The organism is Streptococcus sp. 10824 (genome assembly GCF_013276595.1).
Lineage (GTDB): Bacteria > Bacillota > Bacilli > Lactobacillales > Streptococcaceae > Streptococcus > Streptococcus pseudopneumoniae.
The window spans coordinates 1-9,137 of record NZ_VMLH01000127.1 but is presented as its reverse complement, the minus strand read 5'-3'; the positions used below and the strand labels follow the sequence as shown (position 1 = coordinate 9,137).

At 42.1% G+C, this 9,137-nt stretch carries 4 protein-coding genes and 1 pseudogene; 4 read left to right on the top strand and 1 reads right to left on the bottom strand.

What is annotated here, in order from left to right; all coding sequences use genetic code 11:
* Nucleotides 1-1,236: group II intron reverse transcriptase/maturase (ltrA, locus tag HT701_RS10170; RefSeq protein ID WP_240152374.1), on the top strand; the 1,236-nt coding region annotated here is incomplete at its 5' end.
* Between the two features lie 96 nt (nt 1,237-1,332).
* Here the strand turns inward: ltrA and HT701_RS10165 are convergent.
* Nucleotides 1,333-1,692 carry a tyrosine-type recombinase/integrase gene (locus HT701_RS10165; protein WP_078929799.1) on the bottom strand — a complete coding sequence of 120 codons (360 nt, stop codon included), beginning with the start codon at nt 1,690-1,692 and terminating at the stop codon, nt 1,333-1,335.
* A 105-nt stretch (nt 1,693-1,797) separates the two neighbouring features.
* Here HT701_RS10165 and HT701_RS10160 point away from each other — a divergent pair.
* The 3 genes and pseudogenes from HT701_RS10160 to addA form a co-directional block, all read left to right on the top strand.
* Nucleotides 1,798-1,953: pseudogene (locus HT701_RS10160) on the top strand (diacylglycerol kinase family lipid kinase); the annotation flags it as partial.
* A gap of 197 nt (nt 1,954-2,150) precedes the next feature.
* Nucleotides 2,151-5,426 carry an ATP-dependent nuclease subunit B gene (gene rexB, locus HT701_RS10155; RefSeq protein WP_172931493.1) on the top strand — a complete coding sequence of 1,092 codons (3,276 nt, stop codon included), beginning with the start codon at nt 2,151-2,153 and terminating at the stop codon, nt 5,424-5,426.
* A complete protein-coding gene (gene addA / locus HT701_RS10150) occupies nt 5,423-9,073 on the top strand; it encodes a helicase-exonuclease AddAB subunit AddA (RefSeq protein WP_172931492.1) in 3,651 nt (1,216 codons plus the stop codon). Before rexB ends, addA begins: the two co-directional genes overlap by 4 nt.
* Nucleotides 9,074-9,137: the final 64 nt, after the last annotated feature.

Below are 9,137 nucleotides of genomic sequence, written 5' to 3'. Positions count from 1 at the left end.
CTGGAAGCCTACAATCAAGTAAAATCCAATAAAGGCTCAGCTGGGATTGATGGAATGACTATCGAAGAGATGGATAATTATCTCAGACAAAACTGGCGCTTGACTAAGGAGCTGATAAAACAGAGAAAATATAAGCCTCAACCAGTTCTTAGAGTTGAGATTCCTAAACCAAACGGAGGTATCCGTCAACTAGGAATTCCAGCAGTTATGGATAGAATGATTCAACAGGCCATTGTCCAAGTCATGAGCCCCATTTGTGAATCTCATTTCTCAGATACGAGTTATGGCTTCAGACCAAATAGGTCATGTGAAAAAGCCATCAGGAAGTTCTTAGAGTACTTAAATGACGGCTATGAGTGGATAGTGGATATAGACCTAGAGAAATTTTTCGATAGGGTTCCTCAAGATAGATTGATGTCCTTAGTACATAACATTATCGAAGACGGAGATAGGGAATCCTTGATTCGTAAGTATCTTCATTCAGGTGTTATCATTAATGGTCAACGTCATAAAACGCTAGTTGGCACACCACAGGGAGGAAATGTATCTCCTCTCTTATCCAATATCATGCTTAATGAATTGGACAAGGAATTAGAAAAGAGGGGACTTCGATTTGTGCGCTACGCAGATGATTGTGTGATGACTGTCGGAAGCGAGGCAGCCGCTAAGCGTGTGATGTATTCAGTTAGTCGTTTTATTGAGAAACGGCTAGGTTTGAAAGTAAATATGACCAAGACTAAGATTACCAGACCAAGAGAGCTGAAATACTTAGGTTTTGGGTTCTGGAAATCATCAGATGGTTGGAAAAGTCGTCCACATCAAGATAGTGTTCGGAGATTTAAGTTTAAATTGAAGAAACTAACACAGAGGAAATGGAGTATAGACCTAACAAGACGTATTGAGCAACTGAATTTGTCCATTCGAGGATGGATAAACTATTTCTCATTGGGAAATATGAAAAGTATTGTCACCAGCATAGATGAGCGCTTGCGTACTCGCCTACGAGTGATTATCTGGAAGCAATGGAAGAAGAAATCGAGACGATTATGGGGATTGCTTAAGTTAGGAGTTCCTAAATGGATAGCAGATAAGGTATCTGGCTGGGGCGACCATTATCAATTAGTAGCTCAGAAGTCGGTACTTAAACGTGCTATATCAAAACCAGTCCTTGAAAAACGAGGACTGGTTTCGTGTTTGGATTATTACCTTGAACGACATGCGTTAAAAGTTAGTTGAACCGCCGTATGCCGAACGGCACGTACGGTGGTGTGAGAGGGGCTAGAGATTATCCCCTACTCGATTATTTAGAGGACAAAAAAGAGGCAAAACTTTTTAAAAAATCTTTTTCATAACTTTATCCAGTACATTGATTGCTTCATCTTTCATGTTCTTTGTGACGTGGGTGTAGATGTAAGTAGTGACTTCAGAGTCGGAATGACCAACCCCGTCCGTGATTGTTTTTAAAGGAATTTTATTTTCTGCTAAGATGCTAATAGTGGTGTGTCTGAAGATGTGAGGGGACAGATGTTTGGGAATTGGTTTTTTAAGGCGTTCGTTTGCTCGCTGGAGAGACTTGCTCAAGACGGAACTATGAACTGGTTTTCCTGTATTGGTAACAAAAATACGGTCGCTTTTGTGCCAATTCTTATCGGTTGTTTCTCTTAGACGATTTATAGTAGGTTGAAATAATATACGAACAGCTTGATTAGGGAAATCAAATTAATTTCTAGAAATATTTTAGCATCCACGGTGTACTATTCTAGTTTCAATTTACTATAGTTCAATCATTCTATCAAGAATATTGAATATATAAAAGCGCGTACTATTAAAATTTCTTCTGATATCGAATTAGAGTCCGATGTTGATGGCGATAAATCAGATAATCTACCAGTCGACATCAAGGTACTAGGACAACACATTGAAGTATATTCCGTACCTAAGAAACAATCATAAAACTCAAAGCCTTGTTACCGAGGCTTTTTTTATTATGTGATTTTCAGTAGCCAGACTTATTCTATCTAATACAAGTAAAGCTAAGTATTTAAGATCTAGCAGATGATGAAGAAAAGAGATGGCCTAAATATTTTAACGGATTTACGAGGCTAATCATGGTATAATATAGGGTAATGAAAAATTCCAACGAGGCTGAGATGAAATTACTTTATACTGATATTCGGACTTCTTTGATAGAAATTCTAACCAGAGAGGCGGAAGAGTTAGTTGTTGCTGGCAAGCGGGTCTTCTACATCGCCCCCAACTCTCTTTCTTTTGAAAAGGAACGCGCCGTGCTGGAATGCTTGTCCCAGCAGGCTTCTTTTGCGATTACCGTCACGCGCTTTGCTCAAATGGCTCGTTACCTAGTCTTGAATGACTTGCCTGCCAAGACTAGTCTAGATGACATCGGTCTTGGGATGGTCTTTTACAGATGCCTTGCAGAACTTGACCCCAAGGACTTGCGTGTTTATGGAGCTATCAAGCAGGATCCTCAATTTATCCAGCAGTTGATTGAATTTTACCACGAGATGACCAAAGCTCAGATGAGTTTTTTAGACTTGGAGAGTTTGACGGATGAAGACAAGCGAGCAGACTTACTCTTGATTTTTGAGAAGGTAACGGCCTATCTCAATCAAGGCCAGTTGGCTCAGGGAAGTCAGTTGTCCCATTTGATTGAGGCTATTGAGAATGACAAAGTTAGTAGTGATTTTACTCAAATCGCTTTAGTTATTGATGGATTTACCCGTTTTTCTGCTGAGGAAGAGCGAATTGTAGACTTACTTCACGGCAAGGGTGTTGAGATTGTCATTGGGGCTTATGGTAGTAAGAAAGCTTATACCAGTGCATTCGCTGAAGGCAATCTCTATCAAGCTAGTGTGGAGTTTCTCCATCATCTGGCCTCTAAATACCAAACGCCTGCTCAGGACTATTCTCAAACTCATGAGAAGATGGATAGCTTTGACAAGGCCTCTCGTTTGTTGGAGTCTTCTTATGACTTTTCAGAACTCGCTTTGGATGTAGATGATAAGAACCGTGAAAACCTGCAAATCTGGTCTTGTTTGACACAAAAGGAGGAGTTGGAGTTAGTAGCCCGCGGCATTCGTCAGAAATTGCACGAGAACTCAAATCTGAGTTACAAACATTTTCGTATTCTCTTGGGGGATGTAGCGTCTTATCAATTATCTCTTAAAACTATTTTTGACCAGTATCAGATTCCTTTCTATCTAGGCAAAAGCGAATCCATGGCCCATCATCCCTTGACACAGTTTGTCGAATCTATTTTGGCTTTAAAACGCTATCGTTTCCGTCAGGAGGATTTGATTAATCTCCTCAGAACAGGTTTGTATACCGACCTTAGTCAAGCTGATATTGACTCATTTGAGCAATATATCCGCTATCTTGGTATCAATGGCTTGCCAGCCTTTCAGCAAACCTTTACCAAATCCCACCATGGAAAATTTGATTTAGGGCGTTTGAATACCCTTCGTCTGCGTATTTTAACACCGCTTGAAACCCTCTTTGCTAGTCGAAAACAAAAGGCTGAAAATCTCTTGCAAAAGTGGAACTCTTTTCTAAAAGAAGGAGTTGTGACCAAGCAGTTACAAGATTTGACAGCAACTATGGAAGCTGTAGAACAGGAAAGACAAGCCGAAGTTTGGAAGGCCTTTTGCCATGTTTTAGAACAATTTGCGACTGTTTTTGCTGGTTCACAGGTTAGTCTAGAGGACTTCTTGGCCTTGCTCCATTCTGGAATGAGTTTGTCTCAGTATCGCACCATTCCAGCGACAGTGAATACTGTTCTAGTGCAGAGTTACGATTTGATTGCACCACTGACTGCTGACTTTGTCTATGCCATTGGGCTGACTCAGGACAATTTACCAAAAATTGCGCAAAACACCAGTCTTTTGACAGATGAAGAAAGACAAAGCTTAAATCAAGCGACAGAGGAAGGGGCACAATTGCTGATTGCCAGCAGTGAAAACCTCAAGAAAAATCGCTATACTATGCTTTCTTTGGTCAATTCTGCCCGTAAGCAATTAGTTTTGTCGGCTCCAAGCCTTTTTAATGAAAGTGAAAGCAAGGAGTCAGCCTATCTTCAAGAGCTAGTCCATTTTGGATTTAGCAGGAAAGAGAAGAGGATGAATCACAAAGGGTTGTCTAAGGAGGATATGGGGTCCTATCACAGTCTTTTGTCCAGTCTGGTTGCCTATCACCAGCAGGGTGATATGAGTGAGACTGAGCAAGATTTGACCTTTGTCAAGGTTCTGGCGCGTGTCATGGGGAAAAAACTAGACCAAAAAGGCCTTGCAAATCCTGCCCTCCCAACCAGTCCAAACAGTAAGCAGTTGGCTAAGGACACCTTGCAGGTACTCTATCCTGATGAACAGGAATTTTACCTGTCTACCTCTGGTTTGACGGAGTTTTACCGTAATCAATACAGTTATTTCCTCCGTTACGTGTTAGGCTTGCAGGAAGAATTACGTTTGCGTCCGGATGCTCGCAGTCATGGCAACTTCTTGCACCGTATTTTTGAACGTGCCTTGCAGTTGCCTGATGAAGATTCCTTTGACCACCGTCTAGAACAAGCTATTCAAGAAACCAGTCAAGAACGCGAATTTGAAGCAATTTATCAGGAAAGTTTAGAAGCCCAGTTTACCAAGGAAGTTCTGCTTGATGTTGCACGGACAACTGGACATATTCTCCGACACAATTCAGCCATCGAAACCATCAAAGAAGAAGCAAATTTTGGTGGAAAAGAGCAGGCCTTTATTCAATTGGACAATGGACGCAGTGTATTTGTACGAGGTAAGGTTGACCGCATTGACCGTTTGAAAGCTGATGGGGCGATCGGAGTAGTAGACTACAAGTCTAGTCTGACTCAGTTCCAGTTTCCTCATTTCTTTAATGGGCTCAATTCCCAGTTGCCAACCTATTTAGCTGCCCTAAAAAGAGAAGGGGAGCAGAACTTTTTCGGTGCTATGTACTTGGAAATAGCTGAACCTGTCCAATCTCTGATGGCTGTTAAAAGTCTGGCAGGTGCAGTAGTAGAAGCTAGCAAGTCTATGAAATACCAAGGACTCTTTTTAGAAAAAGAAAGCAGTCATTTGGGCGAATTTTACAATAAAAACAAGGCTAATCAGCTGACGGATGAGGAATTCCAGCTCCTACTGGACTACAATGCCCATCTTTACAAGAAAGCAGCTGAGAAGATTTTAACAGGCCAGTTCGCCATTAATCCTTATACCGAAAATGGCAGAAGCATTGCCCCCTACGTCCAGCAACATCAATCCATCACAGGTTTTGAAGCCAATTACCACTTGGGTCAAGCCCGTTTCCTAGAAAAGTTGGACCTAGCTGATGGCAAGCGTCTGGTCGGAGAAAAACTCAAGCAAGCTTGGTTTGAAAAAATAAGAGAGGAGTTGAATCGATGAAGCCTATTCCCTTTTTAACTGAGGAGGAAATTCAAAAACTGCAAGAAGCAGAAGCAAATTCGAGCAAGGAACAAAAGAAAACTGCCGAGCAAATCGAAGCTATCTACACTTCTGGTCAAAATATCCTTGTCTCAGCGTCGGCTGGTTCTGGTAAGACTTTTGTCATGGCCGAGCGTATTCTGGACCAATTGGCGCGTGGTGTCGAAATTTCTCAACTCTTTATCTCAACCTTTACCGTCAAGGCTGCGACTGAACTCAAAGAACGCTTGGAGAAAAAAATCAGCCAACAAATCCAAGAAAGCGATGACGTTGACCTCAAACAACACTTGGGTCGCCAGTTGGCAGCCCTACCCAACGCAGCCATCGGAACCATGGACTCTTTTACACAAAAATTCCTTGGTAAACATGGCTATCTGCTTGATATTGCGCCTAATTTCCGTATTTTACAAAACCAAAGCGAGCAACTCCTTCTAAAAAACGAAGTCTTCCACGAGGTCTTTGAAGCCCATTACCAAGGTAAGCAGAAAGAGACCTTTAGTCATTTGCTGAAAAACTTTGTTGGACGTGGAAAAGATGAACGGGGGCTGCGCCAGCAAGTCTATAAAATTTATGACTTCCTCCAATCCACCAGTAATCCTCAAAAGTGGCTGAGTGAATCTTTCCTCAAAGGTTTTGAAGAGGTTGATTTTACCAATGAAAAAGAAAAACTGACTGAGCAAATCAAACAAGCCCTTTGGGATTTGGAAAGCTTTTTCCGTTATCATCTGGATAACGATGCCAAGGAGTTTGCAAAGGCTGCCTATTTAGAAAATGTTCAGTTGATTCTGGATGAAATTGGCTCCTTAAATCAAGAGTCCGATAGTAAGGCTTTTCAATCAGTGCTTGCGCGTGTTGTCGCAATTTCGAAAGAGAAAAACGGCCGGGCCCTGACTAATGCCAGTCGTAAGGCTGATTTGAAGCCACTGGCCGATGCCTACAACGAAGAGAGAAAGTCCCAGTTTGCTAAACTAGGACAACTGTCAGACCAGATAACGATTCTCGACTATCAAGAACGTTATCATGGAGACACTTGGAAACTAGCTAAAACCTTCCAAACCTTTATGAGCGATTTTGTGGAGGCTTATCGTCAGCGTAAACGTCAGGAAAATGCCTTTGAATTCGCTGATACCAGCCATTACACCATTGAGATTTTAGAGAAATTCCCGCAAGTCCGTGAAGCTTATCAGGAGCGTTTCCACGAAGTCATGGTCGATGAGTATCAGGATACCAACCATATTCAAGAACGAATGCTGGAATTGCTGTCTAATGGCCACAATCGCTTTATGGTGGGGGATATCAAGCAATCTATCTACCGTTTCCGTCAGGCAGACCCGCAGATTTTCAATGAAAAGTTCCAACGCTATGCGCAAAATCCAAAAGATGGCAAGCTCATTCTCCTCAAGGAAAATTTCCGTAGCAGTTCAGAAGTGCTGTCAGCAACCAATGATGTTTTTGAACGTCTCATGGATCAAGAGGTCGGCGAAATCAACTATGATAACATGCACCAGCTTGTTTTTGCCAATAGCAAACTGACTCCTAATACTGAGAACAAGGCTGAATTTCTCCTCTACGACAAGAACGACACAGGTGAGGAAGAAGAGAGTCAAACAGAAACGAAACTAACAGGCGAAATGCGCTTAGTCATCAAGGAGATTCTGAAACTCCACAAGGAACAAGGTGTTGCCTTTAAGGAAATTGCCCTTCTGACCTCCAGTCGCAGTCGTAATGACCAGATTCTCCTCGCCCTGTCTGAGTACGGAATTCCTGTCAAAACCGACGGAGAGCAAAACAATTATCTCCAATCCCTAGAAGTGCAAGTCATGCTAGACACCCTTCGTGTCATTCACAATCCCCTGCAAGACTATGCCTTGGTTGCCCTTATGAAGTCTCCAATGTTTAGCTTTGATGAGGATGAGTTAGCACGTTTGTCCCTTCAGAAAGCAGAGGATAAAGTCCAAGAAAATCTATATGAGAAACTGATCAATGCTCAAAAACTGACAAGCAGCCAAAAAGGATTGATTCACACAGCTCTAGCTGAGAAACTAAAGCAATTCATGGATGTCCTAGCTTCTTGGCGCCTGTATGCCAAAACCCACTCCCTCTATGACTTGATTTGGAAGATTTACAACGACCGTTTTTATTATGATTATGTTGGAGCTTTGCCAAATGGTCCTGCTAGACAGGCTAATCTCTATGCCCTAGCACTGCGTGCTGATCAATTTGAAAAGAGCAATTTCAAGGGCTTGTCTCGTTTTATTGGTATGATTGACCAAGTTTTAGAAGCCCAGCACGATTTGGCAAGCGTTACAGTTGCACCGCCTAAGGACGCAGTAGAGCTCATGACCATCCACAAGAGTAAAGGGCTGGAGTTTCCTTACGTCTTTATCCTCAATATGGATCAAGATTTCAACAAGCAAGACTCTATGTCAGAAGTCATTCTCAGCCGTAAAAATGGACTAGGTGTCAAATACATTGCCAAAATGGAGACAGGAGCAGTGGAAGCCCACTATCCTAAAACCATCAAACTCTCCATTCCTAGTCTGACCTATAGGCAGAACGAAGAGGAATTACAGCTGGCAAGCTATTCTGAGCAGATGCGTTTGCTGTATGTTGCTATGACGCGGGCTGAGAAAAAGCTCTATCTTGTCGGCAAGGGTTCTCGTGAAAAGCTGGAAGCCAAGCAATACCCAGCAGCCAAAAATGGGAAACTAAATAGCAATACTAGACTGCAAGCACGGAATTTCCAAGATTGGCTTTGGGCTATCAGTAAAGTGTTTACTAAGGACAAGCTCAACTTTAGTTATCGTTTTATTGGCGAAGATCAGTTGACCAGAGAAGCTATCGGTCAGTTGGAAACCAAGAGTCCTCTCCAAGATAGCTCCCAAGCAGACAATCGTCAGTCAGATACCATCAAAGAAGCTCTGGAAATGCTGAAGGAGGTGGAAGTTTATAATACTCTTCACCGCGCAGCTATTGAACTTCCTAGTGTTCAAACCCCAAGTCAAATCAAGAAATTCTACGAACCAGTTATGGATATGGAAGGTGTCGAGATTGCTGGTCAAGGTCAGTCAGTAGGCAAGAAAATCAGCTTTGATTTGCCAGATTTTTCAACCAAAGAAAAGGTAACTGGAGCTGAGATTGGTAGTGCTACTCACGAACTCATGCAGAGAATGGATCTCAGCCAGAGACCAACGCTTGCTAGCCTAACAGAAACACTCAAACAAGTTCAAACTAGCCAAGCTGTCAGAGACAAGATCAATCTTGATAAAATTCTTGCTTTCTTTGACACAGCACTCGGTCAGGAAATTATCGCTAATACCAACCATCTTTATCGCGAGCAACCTTTCTCCATGCTCAAACGAGACCAAAAGAGTCAGGAAGACTTTGTTGTCCGTGGAATCTTGGACGGCTATCTGCTTTATGAGGATAGAATCGTTCTGTTCGACTACAAGACAGACCGCTATGATGAACCAAGTCAACTCGTAGACCGCTATCGTGGTCAGTTAGCTCTATACGAAGAGGCTTTATCACGAGCCTATTCGATTGAAAATATTGAAAAATACTTGATTTTACTCGGTAAAGACGAGGTTCAAGTTGTAAAAGTATAATTTATACTCTTCGAAAATCTCTTCAAACCACGTCAGCTTCATCTGCAACCTCAAAACTGTGTTT